The sequence below is a fragment of the Nocardioides zeae genome (genome assembly GCF_010686755.1).
GTDB lineage: Bacteria > Actinomycetota > Actinomycetes > Propionibacteriales > Nocardioidaceae > Nocardioides > Nocardioides zeae.
The window spans coordinates 14501-33328 of sequence record NZ_JAAGXA010000016.1; the positions used below are offsets into that span (position 1 = coordinate 14501).

The 18828-nt window shown below is 72.8% G+C and carries 23 protein-coding genes; 10 read left to right on the plus strand and 13 right to left on the minus strand.

What is annotated here, in order from left to right:
- Positions 1 to 16: 16 nt before the first annotated feature.
- Positions 17 to 703 (minus strand): EcsC family protein, encoded by a 687-nt coding sequence (locus G3T38_RS18140; protein ID WP_163773911.1) that lies wholly within the window; start codon positions 701 to 703, stop codon positions 17 to 19.
- A 52-nt stretch (positions 704 to 755) separates the two neighbouring features.
- Between G3T38_RS18140 and aat the strand changes: the two genes are divergently transcribed.
- The 6 genes from aat (at position 756) to G3T38_RS18170 (ending at position 4209) form a co-directional block, all read left to right on the plus strand.
- Positions 756 to 1433, plus strand: a complete 678-nt coding sequence (aat, locus tag G3T38_RS18145; RefSeq protein ID WP_338037755.1) for a leucyl/phenylalanyl-tRNA--protein transferase — start codon at positions 756 to 758, stop codon at positions 1431 to 1433.
- A gap of 111 nt (positions 1434 to 1544) precedes the next feature.
- Entirely contained in the window at positions 1545 to 1946 is a 402-nt protein-coding gene (locus G3T38_RS18150; protein ID WP_163773915.1) for a hypothetical protein, read from the plus strand.
- Positions 1947 to 2022: 76 nt separating this feature from the next.
- Positions 2023 to 2397 (plus strand): hypothetical protein, encoded by a 375-nt coding sequence (locus G3T38_RS18155; RefSeq protein ID WP_163773916.1) that lies wholly within the window; start codon positions 2023 to 2025, stop codon positions 2395 to 2397.
- A 95-nt stretch (positions 2398 to 2492) separates the two neighbouring features.
- Positions 2493 to 3152, plus strand: a complete 660-nt coding sequence (locus G3T38_RS18160) for a DUF2510 domain-containing protein (RefSeq protein ID WP_163773918.1) — start codon at positions 2493 to 2495, stop codon at positions 3150 to 3152.
- 26 nt (positions 3153 to 3178) lie between these two features.
- Positions 3179 to 3700 carry a hypothetical protein gene (locus G3T38_RS18165; protein ID WP_163773920.1) on the plus strand — a complete coding sequence of 174 codons (522 nt, stop codon included), beginning with the start codon at positions 3179 to 3181 and terminating at the stop codon, positions 3698 to 3700.
- A 20-nt stretch (positions 3701 to 3720) separates the two neighbouring features.
- A complete protein-coding gene (locus G3T38_RS18170; RefSeq protein ID WP_163773922.1) occupies positions 3721 to 4209 on the plus strand; it encodes a hypothetical protein in 489 nt (162 codons plus the stop codon).
- A gap of 3 nt (positions 4210 to 4212) precedes the next feature.
- On the opposite strand, the gene G3T38_RS18175 is transcribed toward G3T38_RS18170, so the two are convergent.
- From G3T38_RS18175 to G3T38_RS18195, 5 genes are all read right to left on the minus strand, one after another.
- Positions 4213 to 4548, minus strand: coding sequence for a rhodanese-like domain-containing protein (locus tag G3T38_RS18175; RefSeq protein WP_163773924.1), 336 nt, complete (start codon positions 4546 to 4548; stop codon positions 4213 to 4215).
- A gap of 10 nt (positions 4549 to 4558) precedes the next feature.
- Positions 4559 to 5098, minus strand: coding sequence for a P-loop NTPase family protein (locus G3T38_RS18180; protein ID WP_163773926.1), 540 nt, complete (start codon positions 5096 to 5098; stop codon positions 4559 to 4561).
- Positions 5095 to 5961, minus strand: a complete 867-nt coding sequence (locus G3T38_RS18185) for an Fpg/Nei family DNA glycosylase (protein WP_163773928.1) — start codon at positions 5959 to 5961, stop codon at positions 5095 to 5097. Before G3T38_RS18185 ends, G3T38_RS18180 begins: the two co-directional genes overlap by 4 nt.
- A 93-nt stretch (positions 5962 to 6054) precedes the next feature.
- Entirely contained in the window at positions 6055 to 7488 is a 1434-nt protein-coding gene (locus G3T38_RS18190; protein ID WP_163773930.1) for an HNH endonuclease signature motif containing protein, read from the minus strand.
- A 76-nt stretch (positions 7489 to 7564) separates the two neighbouring features.
- Positions 7565 to 7972: a hypothetical protein gene (locus tag G3T38_RS18195; protein WP_163773932.1), complete on the minus strand. Its 408-nt coding sequence runs from the start codon at positions 7970 to 7972 to the stop codon at positions 7565 to 7567.
- A gap of 194 nt (positions 7973 to 8166) precedes the next feature.
- On the opposite strand from G3T38_RS18195, the gene G3T38_RS18200 reads away from it, so the two are divergent.
- Together G3T38_RS18200 and G3T38_RS18205 are read left to right on the plus strand one after the other, a co-directional pair.
- The gene (locus tag G3T38_RS18200) at positions 8167 to 8967 is read left to right on the plus strand and encodes a glycerophosphodiester phosphodiesterase (RefSeq protein ID WP_206675924.1); all 801 of its coding nucleotides are present in this window, start codon (positions 8167 to 8169) and stop codon (positions 8965 to 8967) included.
- A gap of 23 nt (positions 8968 to 8990) precedes the next feature.
- Positions 8991 to 9935 carry a DUF5926 family protein gene (locus tag G3T38_RS18205; RefSeq protein ID WP_163773936.1) on the plus strand — a complete coding sequence of 315 codons (945 nt, stop codon included), beginning with the start codon at positions 8991 to 8993 and terminating at the stop codon, positions 9933 to 9935.
- Between the two features lie 240 nt (positions 9936 to 10175).
- On the opposite strand, the gene G3T38_RS18210 is transcribed toward G3T38_RS18205, so the two are convergent.
- The 7 genes from G3T38_RS18210 to G3T38_RS18240 form a co-directional block, all read right to left on the minus strand.
- On the minus strand, positions 10176 to 10751 hold the full coding sequence (locus tag G3T38_RS18210; RefSeq protein ID WP_163773938.1) for a TerD family protein: 576 nt from the start codon (positions 10749 to 10751) through the stop codon (positions 10176 to 10178).
- A 140-nt stretch (positions 10752 to 10891) separates the two neighbouring features.
- Positions 10892 to 11647 (minus strand): AIM24 family protein, encoded by a 756-nt coding sequence (locus G3T38_RS18215; protein WP_163773940.1) that lies wholly within the window; start codon positions 11645 to 11647, stop codon positions 10892 to 10894.
- Positions 11647 to 12288, minus strand: a complete 642-nt coding sequence (locus G3T38_RS18220) for an AIM24 family protein (protein WP_163773942.1) — start codon at positions 12286 to 12288, stop codon at positions 11647 to 11649. Before G3T38_RS18220 ends, G3T38_RS18215 begins: the two co-directional genes overlap by 1 nt.
- Positions 12289 to 12299: 11 nt before the next feature.
- Positions 12300 to 12917: an AIM24 family protein gene (locus G3T38_RS18225; protein WP_163773944.1), complete on the minus strand. Its 618-nt coding sequence runs from the start codon at positions 12915 to 12917 to the stop codon at positions 12300 to 12302.
- 53 nt (positions 12918 to 12970) lie between these two features.
- A complete protein-coding gene (locus G3T38_RS18230) occupies positions 12971 to 14131 on the minus strand; it encodes an adenylate/guanylate cyclase domain-containing protein (RefSeq protein ID WP_163773946.1) in 1161 nt (386 codons plus the stop codon).
- Positions 14118 to 14489 (minus strand): cyclic nucleotide-binding domain-containing protein, encoded by a 372-nt coding sequence (locus G3T38_RS18235; RefSeq protein ID WP_163773948.1) that lies wholly within the window; start codon positions 14487 to 14489, stop codon positions 14118 to 14120. Before G3T38_RS18235 ends, G3T38_RS18230 begins: the two co-directional genes overlap by 14 nt.
- A gap of 166 nt (positions 14490 to 14655) precedes the next feature.
- Complete coding sequence (locus G3T38_RS18240) at positions 14656 to 15891, minus strand: arginine deiminase (RefSeq protein ID WP_163773950.1); 1236 nt, start codon at positions 15889 to 15891, stop codon at positions 14656 to 14658.
- A gap of 140 nt (positions 15892 to 16031) precedes the next feature.
- Here G3T38_RS18240 and G3T38_RS18245 point away from each other — a divergent pair, with 140 nt between their 5' ends.
- Both G3T38_RS18245 and G3T38_RS21925 read left to right on the plus strand, forming a co-directional pair.
- Positions 16032 to 16493 (plus strand): hypothetical protein, encoded by a 462-nt coding sequence (locus G3T38_RS18245; protein ID WP_163773952.1) that lies wholly within the window; start codon positions 16032 to 16034, stop codon positions 16491 to 16493.
- A complete protein-coding gene (locus tag G3T38_RS21925; RefSeq protein WP_241729049.1) occupies positions 16490 to 18826 on the plus strand; it encodes a hypothetical protein in 2337 nt (778 codons plus the stop codon). The genes G3T38_RS18245 and G3T38_RS21925 overlap by 4 nt, the downstream gene beginning before the upstream one ends.
- Positions 18827 to 18828 lie beyond the last annotated feature (2 nt).

Below are 18828 nucleotides of genomic sequence, written 5' to 3' on the forward strand. Positions count from 1 at the left end.
ACCGGGTGGGGTCGGGTCAGGAGCTCTTCTTCGGGCGGGCGAGGAGCTCGCTCGCGGCGTACCGGCCGAGCTGCCAGGTCGCCCACCCGTCCGCGGTCATGCCGACCACGCCACCCAGCACGGGGACCCGGCGGCTGACGGTGACGGCGAACCGCTTGCCCATGACCCGGGTGATGAGGTCGACGGCGACCTCGTTCGAGAGCCGCACGTCGAGCTCCGGGTCGTGCTGCGGCGCGGTCGCGATCGCCATCGGGGGCGCGGGGATGGTCTTCTTCTTGAGCATCCGCTTGACCTCGCCGGGGCCCATCATGCAGGCCAGCACGGCGTTCTGGACCCGAGGGTCCTGCAGGTCGTAGCCCCGCAGGTGCGCCGTGATCGCGATGAGACGGGCCTGGATCATCGTCAGCCCCGAGATGTTCGCGGGGATGGTCACGGCCACCGTCACGATGCCGCCGATGTTGGTGAGCAGGCCCTGCGCGCCGGCGTACTGGGCGTGGCGCAGCTGCGCCGCCCTGATCGCGGCCTCGACGTCGCCGTCGTGGTCGGCGAGGTAGGCGGCGGCCGCCTCGGCCGCCGGCTTGAGTGGCCCGGCTCCGTGGATGGCGTGGTGCAGCGCCTTCCTCACGAACCCGGACGTCAGCTTCGGTGCCACGGTCGGCACGTTGGTCGCGGCCGCTCGGCCCAGTGTCTGCTTCAGCCCCATGCGCAAGATCGTAGGGAGCACCCGGTCATGCGGCCCCGCGTACGTTGGTGGCGTGCCCGTCGAACCTCCTCCCACGTACTGGGACTTCGACGACCCGCGCCTGCGCACGCATGACGACGACGTGGTCGGAGCGGGTGCCGACCTGGAGCCGGGGACCCTCCTCGCGGCGTACCGCAGCGGCCAGTTCCCGATGCCCGACGACGACCACCTGCTGTGGTTCTCGCCCCTGCGTCGCGGCGTGCTGCCGCTCGACGGGGTGCGGATCAGTCGCTCGCTGCGCCGGGCGCGGCGCGACTTCGAGATCCGCGTCGACACCGCGTTCGCCGACGTCGTCGCCGGCTGCGCGGACCCGGCCCGCAGCGGGGCCTGGATCGACGACCGGGTCGCGGAGGCCTACGGCTGCCTGCACGACCTCGGCTGGGCGCACTCGGTGGAGGCGTGGCAGGACGGCGAGCTCGTGGGGGGCCTGTACGGCGTGGCCATCGGCGGACTCTTCGCCGGCGAGTCGATGTTCCACCGGGTCCGCGACGCCTCGAAGGTGGCGCTCGTCGGCCTCGTCGAGCTGCTCGCCGCCGACGCGGACGAGCTCCCCACGCCACGCCTGCTCGACGTGCAGTGGCAGACGCCGCACCTCGCCAGCCTCGGGGTCGTCGAGGTCGACCGGGCGGAGTACCTGGCGCGGCTGGAGCGCGCGCTGGCGCTGCCGCTGCCGGCGCCCTTCGACCACTGAGAAATTCCTGAGCCGGTCGGGTTTGGTCGTCGGCGGCCCGGGGATGGTGCGGCTCGCGCCACCGCCGCCGACGTGCGGAGGCGGGTGGCAACCCGAGACCTAGGAGCCTTCATGAAGCGTGTTCTGTCCGTCGCTGCGCTGGTGCTCGCCGGCGCCTCCCTCACCGCCTGCGGCGGTGGCGTGGACGCCCCGACCGACGCCAGCAAGGACGACTTCTGCGGCGTCGCCGGCGGCACGTCGGTGCTGGAGTACTTCGACGAGGAGAACCAGGAGTTCAACGCCAAGGAGTACGGCGACGCGCTCGCCGAGGTCGGCACGCCCGAGGGCATCAGCGACGACGCGCGCGAGGGCTTCGAGATCGCCGTGAAGGAGCTGCGCGACGCCGGCGACGGCCTCAGCGAGGACGACCTCAACGACCTCGACGACGACAAGATCAGCGAGGACGACAACGACAAGGTCGACGCCTTCGGTGACTACACGAGCGACACGTGTGGCGAAGAGGGCATGTTCTGACGGTCCGCCGTCGCGCCGCGAAGCGGCGGAGCAACCCGTGTGACCCCGTGACATCCCCGAACCCGAGGAGATCCCCATGAAGCGCGTTCTTTCCGCCGCCGCCCTGGTGCTGGCCGGCGCCACCCTGACCGCCTGTGGTGGCGGTGCTCCGACCGACGCCAGCGAGTCCGAGTTCTGCGACGCCATGCAGGCCGCGGGCGAGTCGATCCTCGAGCAGTCCGAGAAGGACGGCAGCGACGAGGTCGACTTCGGCGACGCGATCGACGAGCTCGAGAGCACCGGCACGCCGGAGAACATCCCCGACGACGCCCGGGAGGGCTTCGAGTCGATCATCGACGCGATGAAGGACCTCGACGGCAAGACCGTCGACGAGGTCAGCGACGAGAACGACGACCTCGACGGCGACGACGAGTTCGGCGACTACTACGCCGAGACCTGCAGCCCCGCCTGACGTTCTCGGTAGCGCTCCCCACGAGGCGCCGGTGGCTCACGCCGCCGGCGCCTCGTGATGTTTCGGCTCGGTCCGCGTCGTACACAATGTGGCCGGTGAGCACTCCTCCTGGTTGGTACGACGACGGTTCCGGCACGCAGCGCTGGTGGGACGGCTCGAGGTGGGTCGACCAGACGCCGCCGCCCCCGGCGTACCCGGCGCAGGCGGTGGGAGGTTTCCCGGGCGGTCAGCCGGGTCAGCCCACGCCGGGCCCGAAGCGGACCGGTCTGGTCGTCGCCCTGGTGGCGGCGCTCGTCGCTGTGGTCGCCCTGGTGGTGGTGATCCTGGTCCTCACGCTCGGTGGCGACGACGACCGGGACGACCGCGGTGACGAGGACCGCGACCGCGACGACCGTCCGAGCGAGACGGGGAGCCCGGGGGCGTCGGTGACGCGTCCGACGTTCGAGGTGCCGACCGACGCGAGCGAGTCCGACTTCTGCGCCGCCATGCAGGTCGCCGGCGAGGACGTGGTCGACCAGTCGTCCCAGGACGGCGACGCGACCGTCGACTTCGGGGTGGCCATCGAGGTGCTGCGGGCCACGGGCACGCCGTCCGACATCCCCGACGACGCGCGCACGGGGTTCGAGGCGATCATCGAGGCGATGGAGGCCGCCGACGGCCTCACGGTCGACGAGTTCGAGGAGCAGGACGAGGCCGAGCTCGACGGCGAGGACGCGTTCGGCGACTACTACACGGACACGTGCGCGAGCTTCTGAGGCGCGACCGACGGGAACGAGGACGCATGCGAGCACGGACGATCCACGACCAGCGCGGTGCTGTCGGTGGTCGCACCCTGCTCGCGGTCGTGCTGACCTCGGTGATCGTGGCGGGACTGGTCGCGATCGGGTTGGTGCTGGCGCTCGGCCGAGGTGACGACACGACGGCCGATCCCGACGACGGCCCCTCCACCTCCGCGACCAGCTCGACCGAGGCCCCCTCCGACGAGCCGCCCACGGACGCCCCCGAGGACGACTTCTGCGAGGCCGTCGTCGCGGCGGACGACGACCTCGGCGACCAGATCGACGGCATCGTGACGACCTTCGACACGAGCAGCATCGCCGACGACCTCGCCGAGGTGGGCACTCCGGCGGACGCCGAACCCGACGAGCGTGCCGGGTTCCTCCTCTACCTCGACGTGCTGCGGGAGGTCGACGGCGAGCCGACGGCGGACTTCCAGGGCAACAACCCCTACGACGACCTCAGCCCGTCGGACCGTGCCGACTTCGACGCCTACGCCGACTACGAGACCGCGCTCTGCCTCTGACGCCGGGTAGCGTGAGCCGGGTGCGCCGTACCCGCTCCGCCCTCGCCGCCACGGCGGTCACCGTGCTCCTGCTGGTCGCGGGCTGCAGCGACGGGGACGGCGACGCCGCCGACGAGTCGTCCGGCGCGCCGTCGAGCGCGCCGACGGCCCTCGACACGACCCTCGGTCCCGACCAGGTGCTCGAGGACTTCTGCACCGCCGCCGGGCTCGTCGCGTTCATGGAGTCCGGCGAGGACCTCCGCCTCTGGGCGCAGAGCATGGGCGAGGTCGAGCGCCCCGCCGACCTGCCCGAGGACGCGGCGGCGGGACTGGCGCTGCTGCAGGAGTACGCCGCAGCCGTGCCCCCCGACGCCGTGGCGGCCGAGCTGGAGCAGCCCGACTACGCGCCCGAGCAGATCGCGCAGCTGGAGGCGTGGTCCCGCTACCTCGAGGGGTGCCCGCAGGTGACGAACCCGCCGCAGACCATCGAGCCGTCGGGTGGACCCACGGAGCAGCCCACCGAGGGGTGATCCTCAGGCCACGTGCGGGGGCTGGCCCGAGCTGCTCTCCATCGGGCGGCCGGCGCCGGCCCAGTCGAGCATCCCGCCGTCGAGGTTGACGACGTCGCGGCCCTGCTGCGACAGCCACGCCACCGCCTGGCCCGACCGGCCGCCCGCCTTGCACACGACGAGCGTCTGCTCCGTCGGCACCTCGTCGAGCCGCGCGGGGAGCTCGCTGAGCGGGATGTGGACGGCGCCGGCGATGTGCCCGGCCTCCCACTCGAACGGCTCGCGCACGTCGAGCACGGCGAGGCCCTCGGGCAGCGGGTCGGGGACGCCGTCGATCGCGACGGTGGGGATGGAGACCATGGGGGAGACGCTACCGGCGCTCCGGTTCCCACCGGAGGACCTCCCGCACGAGCGCCGCGGGCTCCCGGGCGCTGTCGAGGCGCAGCACGGGCTGCCGACGCTCGGCCAGCCAGGCGTCGTGGCGCACACGGCTGCGACCCTCGAAGGCCGGGTCGTCGTACCCCCGCGCCCACTCCAGGAACGCGGCCGACGCCTCCGCGTCGTACGTCTCGCTGCCCCGGCGCCGCTCCTCGCGCCGCTCGAGACGCCGCAGCCGCTCGGTCGGGTCGAGGGCGAGGTACACGATGGCGTCGCACACGTCGACGACCTCCTCGCCCCAGCCGACCATCGACCCCGAGAGCACCCAGGCGCCGCGCGCCACGAACATCTCGGACATCAGGCGGAGCCGGTCGGGGACCGGGCGCTTCGTGACGTACGGCGGGACCGTCGGCACCCAGAAGTAGTCGTCGGCGTCGGCATGGGGCACCGACCAGTGGTCGGCGAGAGCGCGCCCCAGCGTCGTCGTGCCCGAGCCGCTGGCGCCCAGCACGTGGACCCGGCAGCGCCTCACTTGAGCAGCTTCGACATCCGCCGGTCCGCGAGCGGCTTGCCGCCGGTCTGGCAGGTGGCGCAGTACTGCAGGCTCGAGTCGGCGAACGACACCTCCCGCACGACGTCGCCACACACGGGGCACGCCTCGCCGGTCTTGCCGTGGACGGCGAGGTTGGTCTTCTTCTCGCCCTTCAGCTCGCTGGCGGCGAGGCCCCGCGAGCGCCGCACGGCGGCCCCCACCACCTCGCCGAGCGCCGCGTGGAGGGTGTCGACCTGCTCGTCGGTGAGGCTGTTGGCCGGCTTGAACGGCGACAGCCTCGCGGCGTGGAGCAGCTCGTCGGAGTACGCGTTGCCGATGCCCGCGATGATCGACTGGTCGCGCAGCACGCCCTTGATCTGGGCGCGTCCTGCGGTCTGGAGGATCCCCGCCAGCACGTCGCGCGTGAAGTCGGGCGTCAGCGGGTCCGGCCCGAGCCGCGCGATGCCGGGGACGTCGGCGGGATCGTGGACGACGTACATCGCCAGGCTCTTCCGCGTGCCCGCCTCCGTGACATCGAGCCCGGAGTCGTCGTCGAGCACGACCCGTACGGCGAGGGTCGACTTGCTGCTCGGCTTCGGCGGGACCGTCGGCACCTCGTCGCGCCACCGCACCCAGCCCGCGCGGGCGAGGTGCAGCACCAGGTGCAGACCGCCGGCATCGATGTCGAGGAACTTGCCGTGGCGGGTCACGCCGTCGACGAACGCGCCCTCGAGCGCCGACAGCGGCGGGTCGAACGTCTTCAGGGCGCTGAACGCGGCGACGTGGACCTTCGCGATCGCACGGCCGTCCAGCCGGCCGCCCAGGTCGAGCGCCAGCGCCTCCACCTCGGGGAGCTCAGGCATGCGGCGAGCCTAGCGCCGGGCGCCCGCGTGTGGGCGTGCTTCGCCGCCCGGCCACGGGGTGTGGGCGGGCGGCGTGATGGTTGATGTCTTCTGTCAGCCGGGTCCCGGGTCCTCGGGCCAGGGGCGGGTGCCGTCGCGGTCGACGAGGTAGCGCAGGCCCATCGGGCTGGTCCAGATGACGGCGTTGGGTGGTTCGTTCCGTGTCGGGTTGGTGGGGCGGTAGGTCCACCGTTTTCCGGTTCTTCGTTCCGGGTGGGTCTTCATGCGGTGGTGGCGTCGGCAGAGCGGGAACAGGTTGCGGGTGGAGGTCTGGCCGGGTGGGCCGTTCTCGTCGTATCTGGCGCAGTGGTCGAGGTCGGCGGTGCGTGATGAGCGGGTGCAGTAGGGGAAGACGCACCGGGGCCAGCGGGCTCGGACGTGGTCGGCGGTGCGGTTGGGCGGGTTGTAGCCGTTCACGGCGTCGTGGTGGTTGAGGTCGATGATCGGCTTGACCGTCACTCGGGTGTCGGGCGAGCCGCACCAGGACTGGACCTGCTCGACGGTCACCGCACCTCTCGGTAGTCCCGGGGTGTCGAGCCTCGCGAGGTCGATGCCCGTCATCCCGGTGCAGGCATCGATCCCGGGACCGATCCCGTTGAGGGTGCCGGTGATCGCCGCTTGGTCGAGGTGCACGAACAGCACCACCTCGCGCCGCGCCCGCGTTGGCGGCTGCTCGACGTCGTACTCCAACGTCGTCACCCCGTCGCAGCGCCGCGCGATCTCACCCAGGGCCATCGACCGGCGGATATCCAGGTTCGGGTCGCACCCCAGCTCGCCGAGCTGCCGGGCGACGTGCGCGATGCTCCGCTCCAGGTCGAGCGCATCCGCCAGATCCAGGGAGCCGTGGACGTTCACCGTGCCGCGCAGGGTCCCGGTCAACGGGTCCGCATAACCGACCTCGCCCAGGTCGATCGACAGGTATCGGTCGCCATCGGCTGCGTGGCGTTCGGCCTCGGTGGTCTCGGGGTCGAACCGCGCTGCCGCCTCCGCCACCAGCCGGTCGACCTCGGGACCGGTGGCCCTGCCCGCGACGTACGCAATGTGCCGGTCGACGAACCCGGCCCCCTCGAACGTCAACGACCGTGTGGTCTGCGCGATCCGCCGGCCCCGCCAGACGTCGACCTCACCCGCCGCCACCCGCGCATGCACCCGCGGCAGCCGCCAGCGCAGCTCCACCGCATCGCCCACCAGCCGACGGGCGGCATCGAACGAGCAACCCCGCGCAGCGGCGACCTCCCCGATGCAGAACTCCGCCACCACCGGCGCCCCCGGCCCACCCAGCTCGAGGAATTGATCCCCAGCCAAAGCCTCGGAATCCCACTCGCCCAACGACGTGATCGGATCACCCACCACCTCGTCCGAGGTGTGCGCCGCAGCCCAGTCACCCACCGCCACGAACGCAGCCGCCTCCGCGACACGAGCAGCAGCCGTGCGCTCGCGGACCGCCTCGATCAACGCAGTCGCCGTGGTGTGGGTCCCCCGATCCATGTCACCGACCCTAGTCGAACAGACATACGATCACCACCTCTCGATGGTGATCTGTGGATGACCGATTGCGGCGGGGCTACCGGGAGGGGCGGGGCACGTACGCCGAGCTGAGCGCGCCGACCTCGCACACGGGGTCGCCGTCGGGTGTCGTCCACACCAGGCGGCCGTCATCGTCGGTCGCGAGACGGAGGACGATGCCGTCGACCTCGGGGAAGGGGCCCCAGATCTCCTCGCAGGCGAGGGTCTGGAGATCGTCGAGCACGAAGGGCTCCGGCGAGTCGGAGGGCAGCAGGCTCCAGCCGTTCGTCCGCACGATGCGCAGCGCGTCGACGTCGAGATCGCTCTCGTCCGGCGTGAGCAGCAGGGCCGGATCGCCTGTACGGAAGATCCACCCACGGCCGTCCAGGACTCCCCAGTCGCGGACACCGGCGAGGGCCACGTCCCTCGCGATCTCGTCGAACGACGTCATCGAGGTCCGGCCCATGTCGCTCTCCCTCGCTCGGTGACGCCAGCACGCCGGCTGCGAGCGTAGAGCCGCCGCGGCGGGGATAGCACCCCTCGCCCCCACCGCGCCGTACGTGACAACTCGGCGCCACCACCGCCCCGCACAACCCAGCCCGACGCCCCCGCCGCGGCGTACGTGACAACTCGGCGCCCCCACCAGGCAGGATGTCCCGCATGAGGCCGCAGGTCGTCGCGCACCGGGGGGACAGCGAGGAGAACGCCGAGCACACGCTCGGCGCCTTCCTCGCCGCGATCGAGGCGGGGGCCGACGGGCTCGAGTGCGACGTGCGGCTGACCGCCGACGGGCACCTCGTCTGCGTCCACGACCGCGACCTCCGTCGGGTCGCCGCCCAGCGGCGGGGCCTCATCTCCACGATGGACCTGGCCGACCTCCACCAGGTCGACATCGCGTCCTGGAAGCGTCCCTGGGCGGAGCTCGACGACGAGGCGCCGGTCGTCGACGAGTCGATGCACGGCGTGCTGACGCTGCGGCGCCTCATGGAGGTCGCCGCCGAGGCGCCCCGCCGGATCGAGCTGCTCATCGAGACGAAGCACCCGACCCGGTACGGCGGCCTCGTCGAGCGCCGGCTGGTGCAGCTGCTCAGCGAGTTCGGCTGGGACGGCGCGGACTCGCCGGTGCGGATCATGAGCTTCGCCCACACGGCGCTGCAGCGCGTGCAGCGCCTGGCCCCCGAGGTCCGCGTCGTGCAGCTCTTCGAGCGCGCGGAGATGTGGCCCGCGCTGCGCCGCATGGTCGGCCGCGACTGGCTGGTGGGACCCGGCATCGGCGAGCTCACCGACCACCCGGGCCTCGCCTGGCGGCTCGCCGAGTCGCCGCACGAGATCAACGTCTGGACCGTCAACACCCCCGAGCAGCTCGCGCTGTGCCGCAGCCTCGGGGTGACGGCCGTGATCACCGACCGCCCCCGCGTGATGCGCGGCCTCGTCGACGCCCTCCCCGCGGACGACCCCTGAGCCCGCCCTCTACGCTGGCGCGCATGGCGAAGCGCTCCCGCACCAAGGCACGTGACCAGCAGCAGACCCCCGGCGAGGTCGGGCCCCGGCAGCCCTGCCCGTGCGGCTCCGGCCGGCGCTACAAGGCGTGCCACGGCTCGCCCGACGGCCCGCCCCCGGTCTTCGTGAAGCGGCCCTTCGAGGGCCTCGTCGCCGAGGGCGACCTCATCGCGCTGCGCGAGCTCGTCCCCGCCGCGACCGCGCCGCTGAAGCTCAAGGAGGGCGACCGCGAGGTCGTGCTGGCGACGCTGCTGCCCGGCGCCGCCCCGGCGTACGTCGACGGTGACGGCCGCGTCGTGCTCGCGCTCCAGGTGCTCCACGGCTTCGGCGACCCCGCCCGCGACCTGGGCGCGGTGCTCGTGCAGGCACTCGACTACGCCGAGCAGGGCGAGACGGGCACCGTGGGCCTGACGAGCGACCCGGGCGAGGGTCCGCGCCTGCAGGACCTCGTCGTGGACGAGCCGCTCGACGTCACGGTGCACGACTCCTTCGGCTACTGGGCCGACCTCATCGGCGACGAGACCGGCGCGGTCGCGTCCGCGGCCGAGCAGGCGGACGCCCAGATGACGCCGAGCCGCAAGCTCACCGGCGTGCCCGCGGCGTACTGGGCGGACGTGCACACCAAGGAGCACCTGCGCTGGGTGATGCCCGAGCCCGAGGACGAGCTCCTCGACGCCCTCGCCCGGCTGCACGCGGCCGGGGAGGACCAGGTCGCGGAGGGCTCGAGGCTCGTCGGCATGTTCCGGGCCCACGGCCTGCTCACGCCCGTGTGGGACCTGCCCGCCGGCACCGGCGCCGAGGTGCTCGAGGAGGGTGCGGCGGCGTTCCGGGAGCGGCTCGACGCCGCGCTGGCCACCACCGAGCCGCTGACGACGGAGCAGCGGTCCGTGCGGTCGGCGCTGGCCGGCCGCCAGGTCACCATCCGCTGATCCCCCGACGGGCCTGACACTCTTCCGCTGAGTCAGATTCCAGCGAACGCGCAGGTCAGGTGGCACGCGACACGCGAGATCGACTGGTCGTGGGGAGTTGCCACCAGCCGGTCGGGTCAGTAGATTCCTCTCGTCCGGTCGTTGCTGTATCCCCCGTCAGCAGCGGCCGGACCCTCAACGTGAGCGACGGCCGGCACCCTGCAGGGTGCCGGCCGTCGCCGTTTCTGCGACCCGGACGGGTCAGACGTTCACGCCGAAGTCCGAGGCGATGCCGCGCAGGCCCGAGGCGTAGCCCTGGCCGACGGCCTTGAACTTCCAGTCGCCGCCGCTGCGGTAGACCTCGCCGAAGACCATCGCGGTCTCGACGGAGGCGTCCTCCGACAGGTCGTAGCGCGCGATCTCCGAGCCGTTGGCCTGGTTCACGACGCGGATGAACGCGTTGCGGACCGCACCGAAGTTCTGGCTGCGGGTCTCGGCGTCGTAGATCGAGACCGCGACGACGATGCGCTCGATCTCGGCGGGCACGGAGGCGAGGTTGGCCTTGATGACCTCGTCGTCGCCGTCGCCCTCACCGGTGGTGTTGTCGCCGGCGTGCTCGATCGAGCCGTCCGGGGACTTGAGGTTGTTGAAGAAGACGAAGTGCTGGTCGGAGACGACCTTGCCGCTGGCGCCGAGCAGGATCGCGGACGCGTCGAGGTCGAAGTCGCCGCCCGAGAACGTGTTGACGTCCCAGCCGAGGCCGATGTCGATCGCGGTGAGGCCAGGGGCCTCCTTCGACAGCGAGACGTTGCCGCCCTTGCTGAGCGAGACTCCCATGAAAGCTTCCCTTCGGTCGTGACCCCGGCGGTCGCCGCGGTCGTCAGTGGTGCGTCGTGGTTCGTCCAGTTGTAACGAACCGGTGGTCGCCGGAGTGCCCGCCACGGCCGGTGTTCACACCCCGTACGTCGCGGGACCGCCTACTGCTGCTGCGAGCGCTGCACCAGGCGGTGCCCCAGTGCCCCCGCGGACTGGGCGTCGAGGAGGTTCGTCTGGCTCTCCACGAGCTTCATCAGGGCGCCGTCCACGCGGAGCTGCTCCGAGCTCTGCATGAGCACGGTGCCGGCGCCGGTGAAGTCGTACTGGCGCTCCTCGCCGGACTCGCGGCCGAACATGCCCTGGATGCCGGCCATGAACGACTGGGCCATCCAGTGGTGGTCGTAGTGCTGGCTCGGCGACGGGCAGTCGGCCCAGCCGAGCAGCGCGTCGGGGTCGGCGCGGAACGGCGGCTCCACGAAGATGACCGGCCCGTTGGAGGACGCGAGGAACTTGCCGGTGCCGATGAGCGTGACGAAGCCGGGCACGATCGACTGCTTCAGCTCCAGCGACGTCTGGAAGCCCAGCAGGTTCGTCTGCTTGATCGTGAGGTTGCCCTCGTCGAGGTCGTAGGAGTTCACGTCGTAGCCCCGGTCGGCCACGATCACCTTGCCCTGGCCGGCGGCGACGACCCACTCGCTCGCGTAGAGCGGCGAGGAGAAGCGGGCGGCGACCCAGGAGGCGCGGGAGGCGTACTGGCTCACCCCGGCGAACTCGACGTTGCCGTAGTACGCGATCATCGCGCCCTTCGACACGAACCACTCGCCGGCCAGCGCGATGGAGAACGCATAGGGGTTGACGTTGTCGTCGGCCGGGAGGCTGCTCGCGTCCCAGGTCGGGGTCTCGATGCCGTCGATCATCAGAACTTCTCCTCCGAGGCCTGGACGTAGACGGTGCCGTGGCCGGAGACGTGCAGCTGGAACGCCTCGCCCGAGCCTCGGCCGATGAGGTCGCGCATGCCGACGGACGCCTTGAGGTCGACCTGCAGCGCGCCGGTGTGCGCGACGTACGCCTGCGGGTCGACGCCCACGGTCTCGCCGTTGAGCTGGATGGGGAACGTGCCGCCGTGCGAGAGCACGGAGACGGTGCCGTTGCCCGACACCCGGGTGGTGAACAGCCCCTGGCCGGTCATCGCGCCCCGCACGGCGGAGCGGCCACCGCCCTGCCCCACCATCTCGACGCCGGTCTGGAGGTTCGCGTCGTGGGCCAGCAGCCGGTCGGCCTCGACCACGAGCGAGTCGCCGGTCAGGTCGATCACCGTCACGTAGAGCCCCCGGAAGCCGTAGAGCACGGAGCCCTGGCCCTCGGCGACCATCATCTTGTTGCTCTCGCCCGCCATCATCGTGCCCACCATGCCGCCGATGCCCTGTGCGGCGCCGGAGACGGGTCGGAAGGCGACCTGGCCGGAGTAGCCGAGCATCGCGCCGCGGCGGGCGAGCACGGGATTGGCCTGCGAGACCTGCACGCGGACCACCTTGGAGTTGACGACCTCGTACGTCACGTCGAGCCCCCTCACCGCTCGGCCGGCTGGATGTACACCCGGCCGTGCCCCTCGAACCGCAGCGAGAACGGCTCGCCACCTCCGTCGCCGACGAGCGAGCGCCAGCTCACGCCCGAGACGAGCGACATCTGCAGGTTGCCGAGACCCGCGACGTACGCGTCGGGGTCGACCACCAGCGGCTGTCCGGGCACCACCTCGAGGCCGATCAGCGGACCGTCGGAGACGATCCCCAGCTGGCCCGAGCCCATCACCTTGGTGGTGGCGAGGCCCTGGCCGGTCGTCATGCCGCGCAGCCCGGCGAACTGCACGTCGAGCTTCAGCTCGCCCGCGACCGCCAGGATGTGCTCCGACTCCACCGTGACGGTGTCGTTCTGCACGTTGATGACGGTGACGTCCTGCGCCTGGTAGGCCAGGTGGACCCGGCCGTTGCCCGTGCACTCCATGAGCGAGATCGACTCGCCGGCGACGCGCTGGCGGATCGCGGCCCGGAAGCCGCCCCCGCCGCCCATGCCGGCGCTCTTGAACTCGACCTGGCCCTGGTAGGCCACCATCGAGCCGGACATCGCCCTCACGGTGGTGCCGGCGACGTCCGCCAGCAGCACCTTCTTGTTCGCGGTCAGACGAGCCACGCAGCGCCTCCCTGGTCACCCCGCGGGTGCTCCCCCGACGGGCCGGTCGGAGCCTAGCCCTGCGGCTCCGCCCGGCGCAGTACCCGCCCGCGCAGTCCCGGGAAACCTTTCACCCCGGTGCGACGGATCTTCCGGAACCGGTAGGGCAGGTGCTCGGGGCTCTCCTCGCCGGTCAGCAGCGACAACGCCTCGCGTGCGCGCTGGTAGGCGTCGTCGGCGAGCCCCTCCGCCCGGCGCCGCACCTCGTCGTACGGCGCGAGGCCGCCCCCGTCGGGCGCGGGGGCCTCGTCGGGCTCGTCCTCCTCCGGGGGATCGTCGGGCTCGTCGTCCTCCGGAGGCGTCGCGATCCCCACGAGGACGTGCTGCAGGCCCTCGTCGACCACGACCGTCCCCGGGCGGGCGAGCGAGGTGAGTCGAGCGGCGACGTTCACGGTGCTCCCGTAGACGTCACCGAGGCGCACGACGACCTCGCCGTGGGCGAGACCGGCCCGTACCGGCGGGAACGGGTCGTCCGGGTCGGCGCCGCGCTCGGTGAGGATGAGCGCCACCTCGACGGCCGCGACCGGGTCGTCGGTGACGTAGAGGATCTCGTCGCCGATGGTCTTGATGACGCGGGCGGCGTGGTCGGTGACGACGGTGGTGGCCGTGTCCTCGAAGCCCTCGACCCAGGCGACGAGCTCGGCCTCGGAGAGGTTCCGGCTCTGCGTGGTGTAGCCGACGATGTCGACGAAGCCGACGGTGAGCGCCTGGCCGGGCAGGGCCGTCGGGGTGAGCATCCGGTTGGCGGCGCTCACGAGGTGGCGCCGCCAGATGTAGCTCTGCAGCACCTCGAGGCGCGGCAGCACCTCCGCCGTCAGCTCCGCGACGCGCAGGTCGGGCTCGTCGGAGTCGAGCGCGCGCCGGGCGAGCAGGTCGGTCTGCCACTCGGCCAGGCGGGCGAAGCTGCGACCCCACGTGCGCACCAGGGCGGCCTGCGACTCGGCGTCGAGGATGCCGAGCATCACCAGGTCGCGGGCCAGCGACAGCGCCTCGACGTCCGCCTCGGTGAACGCGACGTCGTCGTCGTCGTGGTGCGGGAAGCCGAGGCGGTGCCACAGCTCCTCGGCCAGGGCGAGGGGCACGCCGACCCGCTCCGCGACCTGGCGCCGCGTCAGGTGGGGCTCGCCGCCCAGCAGCGCCGCCTCGACCTGGCGGCTCGCGTCAGCCGTTGCCACCGAGCCGCTCGGCGGCGGCGGCGCGGATCGCCTCGCCGAAGGCCGGCACCGTCGTGCTCAGCTCGTCGATGGCCTGCGGGGTCAGGTGCACCACCTTGAGCCGCGTGGTCGCGACGACCGTGGCGGACCGGAGGGTGTGGTTGACGATCGCCATCTCGCCCATGATGTCGCCCGGCCCGAGGGTCGCGATCTCCTCGCCCCCGCGGCGGACGGACACCTCGCCCTCGAGGATGATGTAGGCCTTGTCGGCGCCGGTCCGCTCGCTGATCGGCGACCAGCCGGCGGGCAGCGGCAGCTCCGTCCCGGCCTTCTTCACCGTGGCGATCTCGGCGGGGGTCAGTGCGTCGAAGATGGGCATGCGCTACCTCTCGGGACTCACCGGCAGCGGCTCTCGGTGCCGGTTCGTGATGATCAGGATCGATGTGGCGCGATCCTCGCGGAATGGCCCGCGGGGTGTCCAGGGTCGGCCCCACCCGCCCAACGTGCCGGGGCGTGCGGGGTCACGCGCGCGCAGCAGTCCGGTGTCAGGCGAGGGGGTCCCGCAGCACCGGGCAGCTCATGCACCGCGGCCCGCCGCGGCCCGAGCCCAGCTCGGACCCGGCAATCCGAACCACCTCGATGCCGGCCTCCTCCAGCCGGGCGTTGGTCTCGTCGTTGCGCTCGTAGGCGACCGCCACCCGCGGTGCGAGGGCGAGGGTGTTGTTGCCGTCGTCCCACTGCTCCCGCTCCGCGGTCACCGGGTCGAGCCCGGTGTCGATCCGGTGGAGCCGCTCGATCCCCATCGCGGCCGCGGCGGCCTCGAGGAACGGCGCGGCCGGCGCCACGCGGAGCACCAGCTCGGACTCGCTCCGGTCGCCGACGGGCTCCGCCAGCGTGACCGCGTGGGCGCGGAGCGTGTCGGCGACGTTGGGGTACATCACCACCTTGTCGACGTCGACCATCGTGCAGACGGTGTCGAGGTGCATGGTGGCGCGCTCCTGCGCTATGGGCACCGCCAGCACGGTGTGGGCCAGCCCGCCGTGGAACGCCTGGCGCGCGAGGCGCTCGACCCCGGCGGGCGTCGACCGCTCACCGACCCCGACGGCGATGACGCCGGGGGCGAGGAGCAGGACGTCCCCACCCTCGACGTACTCGTTCTGCCAGCCGTGGATCCGCTCGGCGCCCGCGAAGCGCGGGTGGAGCGCGTAGATCAGCTCCGTCAGCTGGGTCTCCCGGCTGCGCGCCGGCATCGCGAGGCTCGTGACGGCCACGCGGTCGCGCACCCACACGCTGGAGTCGCGGGTGAAGAGCAGGTTGGGCAGGGGATCGACGAGGAAGTCGTCGGGGGCCAGCAGCGACGTCACGAGGCCGTGCCCGCCGCGTACCTCGTCGTTGCGGATGCCGGCGGTGAGCGCCTCGGTGAGCTCGGCGGGGGAGGCGTCGGCCAGCGCGTCGGCCAGGTAGTCGCGCAGCGTGTCCCCGAGGTGGCGGCTGCGGAGCACGTCGGCGATCGCGTCCCGGCGCGCGTCGCTCGACGCGAACGTCTCCGTCAGCAGGTCGGTCAGGTAGAGCACCTCGACGTCCCGGTCGCGCAGGGCCTGGGCGAAGGCGTCGTGCTCCTCCTGCGCACGTCCCACCCACGGGATCCCGTCGAAGAGCAGCCGGTCGTTGTTGCGGGGGGTGAGCCGGCGCAGCTCGGCGCCGGGCCGGTGCAGCACCACCGTGCGCAGGCGCCCCACCTCGCTGTCGGCACCCCACCCGGCCGTCGTCGTCGCCGTCATGCGGCCACCGTAGTGCTCCGGTCGTGCATTCCGGGGGGACTGGACCGGTACGCCCGGACCCAGCCATTTCCCCGCGGCCCGGGGTCGCTGCGCCGTACCCTTCCTCGACGCCCGCCGGGCGGGTCGCCGGGGGAGGGCACATGGGGGGACGTCGTCCGCTGACGACCGCGGTCCCGCCTGCCCTCTGGGCGGTGGCGGGCACCGCGTTGCTGGTGCAGTCGCTGCTGACCTGGACGTCGCGGGGCGCGTTGTCCACGACCGCCCCCGTCGACGTGCTCGGCCTGGTCCGCGCCGGCTCCCTGTCGTCGGTCTCGACCGCGGAGGTCGTCGCCCTCGTCGCGCTCCCGGTGCTGGGTGCGGTGCTGCTGGCCGGTGCCGCCCTGACGGGCCGTGCGGTACGCCGCGTGCGCGCCCTCCTCGGGCTCGGCGCCGTCACCGTGACCGGTCTGCTGCTCGTGCGCGTGGCGGACCTCGACCCCACCGACCTGAGCGGCGCCCGACCCGGTCCCGGAGCGCTGCTCGCCGCCCTGGGGGCGCTCGCCGCCCTCGCCGCCCTCGGCGCCGACGTCCGGTCGCCGACCCCTGAGGAGAACCCCCGATGAGCCACGCCTCCGTCCTGCCGCCGCTGCCGCCACGGCCCGCGGGGTCGACCGACCCGGCGGGCCGTGGGGGACGCCGTACCTGGCTCGTCCTGGCCCTCGTCGCCCTCGCGGTGGTGCTGCTCGGCGTCGCCGCCGTGCGCGTGCTCGCCGGCGTCGCGTCGGGCGCCTCGTCGCCCGAGCAGGCGGTCGAGGACTTCCTCGAGGGCGCGGCCGCCGAGGACGGGGTCGCCTCGCTCGCAGCGCTCAGCCCCGGCGAGGCCCGGGGCGCCGACGCGCTCCAGGAGGCCGTCGAGCAGCGGCTGGCCAGCCTCGAGCTCGACGGCACCGCGCTCGCGGGCGACGGCCTCGTGGCGAGCATCGAGGACCTCGAGCTGTCGTCCGAGCAGCTCGCCGACGGCGTCGCCCGGGTGACCGTCGAGGGCGGCACGTTCGTCATCGAGCGCGAGGACGGCGAGCCGATCGACCTCGGCGAGACCTTCGGGCCGCTGGGTGCGCTCGTCGGGCTGGGGGCGTTCGCGTCGATCGAGGTCGAGTCCGACGCCTCGGGGTCGGGCTCCGTGATCGTGTCGGAGGGCCCGTCGCGGTCGTTCGACGGCATCGACGACGGCTACGGCTGGTACGCCTACTCGCCCGAGGAAGAGGCGGAGGCACAGGAGGAGCCCGAGGTCCTGGACCGCATCGAGGTGCCGCTGGCGGCGCTGTGGAGCTATGCGGCGGTGCCCTTCGCCTGGTCGGGGGACGACGACCTGGGTGACGGCCCCGACGTCGACACCACCTTCCTCGTCGTGCGCCACGACAGCCGCTGGCACGTCAGCATCGTCGGCACGGTCGCCGACGTGGTCGCCCGCGTCACCGACGCGCCCGTCCCCGACTTCGGGGCGCTCGCCGACGCGCTGGACGCGGCGGAGAGCGGCGACCGCGCCGTGGGGGCGACCCCGGACGATGCGATCCGGCTGCTCGTCGAGAGCTTCGGCGACGGGCAGGTCACCGACGTGCTCGACGCGCTTCCCGTCGACCTGGTCGGTGGGCTCTACCCGTTCGCGTCGGCCCTGCAGGACCTCGCGGACGAGGACGGGCTGGCGCTCGACCTCGCGGTGACCGACCTCGCGACGACGCAGGTCAGCGACGCGAACGGCCTCGTGCGGGTGCGGGTCGACCGGCTCGCCGCGGAGGGCACGGCCGTCGAGGGCACGCACTCCGACGACGTGGACCTCGTGCTCGACGGCTCCTGCCTGACGGTCGAGGGCGACGAGGAGTGCCTGCCGGCCGACTTCGTGGACGCGACGACGATCGACGGTCTCGTGCTGACCCTCGTCGAGGTCGAGGGCGGCTACCAGGTCGATCCGCTGGCGACGCTCTACGACAACCTCGCCACCGTGGCGGCCGAGCTGCCCGAGGCCTGGCTGACGCAGCTCATGGGCCCCGCGACGTACGGCGAGCGCACCCCCGTCGGCACCGGCACCACGACGGTGACGACCGACGAGGCCGGCTCGGTGGTGCTCGAGGTGCCCGCGGACGCCGGCGACGTGCTGTCGGTGGCGGTGGAGGCGGGTGTCGAGGTCGACGGGCTCGACGTCTACCAGGCGGCGGAGCCGGACCTCCCGGACTACGAGACGTCCGTCCACCACGGCCTCTGGGACGAGGGCGGTGAGGGGGAGCCCGCCGTCGTCGCGACGACCGTGACCGAGTCCGGCGACCAGCTCGTGCACGTGCAGCTCGCCGAGCGGCGGAGCGCGGAGGTCGCGGTGACCGTCAACGTGGGCGCGGTGCCGACCGTGGTGCCCGGGGACGCGGTCGAGCTGCAGTACGGCACCTACGGGGTGGCCTCCTTCGACGGCGGCGCGGGCGGCGAGGAGGGTGAGGTCGGGACGACCGGCCCCGGCACGACGGGGTACTGCTGGAGCGACGAGCAGTCCTGCATGAGCCTCGTCGTCGCCGCCGGCCCGGGGGTCGTGCTGGAGGTGGAGTCCTTCGAGGACTTCGGCGCCCCGCGCGGCGAGGAGTCCTACGACCTGCCCCGGGCCGAGGCGACCCTGGCCGGAGCCGAGGACGGCCTGCTCGAGACCGCGCTGGTCGACGGGGTGGCAAGGGTCGAGCTCGAGGTGACAGGTGCCGGCTGGGTGCTGCTCGACGCGATCACCTACGACGAGGAGGGCGACATCGCGCTCACCGTGCTGGACGCGGACGGCGACATCGTCGACCGGGCCGATGCGGGCTACACCTACGACGACGAGTGGCTCGACGTCCAGCTCCAGCCGGGCACCTACACCGTCGAGGTGGAGGTCTACGACGGCGGCGACCCGACCGGCGACGTCGACCTGCTGCTCAACTGACG